Raw genomic sequence first — 305 nt, 5'->3', positions numbered from 1 at the left:
AGCCAGTAGCGTATCGCGTTTAAATTAGTTTTAGACTAGGTTTACTCAGGCCAATGCTTTTACTTCTTCCCACAAACGAGCAACAAGGGTTTTGTCATCTTCATTAAGTTCACCATTATGATAAGCTTTCACTAAGCTTTGCTCTACTGTTTCGTTAAGTTCATCTGTGCTAATAGTTAGCTTTTCTACTTGCGCATACCCTACTGCTAAGTCAAAGTGACCTCGCAAATAGCCTCCTGCAAATAATTCATCATCGGTGGCTTTAATCACTAAATCATCAAAATAGTGTTGGGCTGCATCAATAT

General features: G+C 38.7%; 1 protein-coding gene. It reads right to left on the bottom strand.

Annotated features, from left to right (window positions below; all coding sequences use genetic code 11):
- Positions 1-45 precede the first annotated feature (45 nt).
- Positions 46-303 carry a YfcL family protein gene (locus AAEY62_RS21530; protein ID WP_350636427.1) on the bottom strand — a complete coding sequence of 86 codons (258 nt, stop codon included), beginning with the start codon at positions 301-303 and terminating at the stop codon, positions 46-48.
- Between the last annotated feature and the right edge of the window lie 2 nt (positions 304-305).

The sequence above is a fragment of the Pseudoalteromonas sp. GW168-MNA-CIBAN-0100 genome (genome assembly GCF_040309225.1).
GTDB classification, from domain to species: domain Bacteria; phylum Pseudomonadota; class Gammaproteobacteria; order Enterobacterales; family Alteromonadaceae; genus Pseudoalteromonas; species Pseudoalteromonas arctica.
This window is presented reverse-complemented; position numbering and strand designations above follow the sequence as displayed.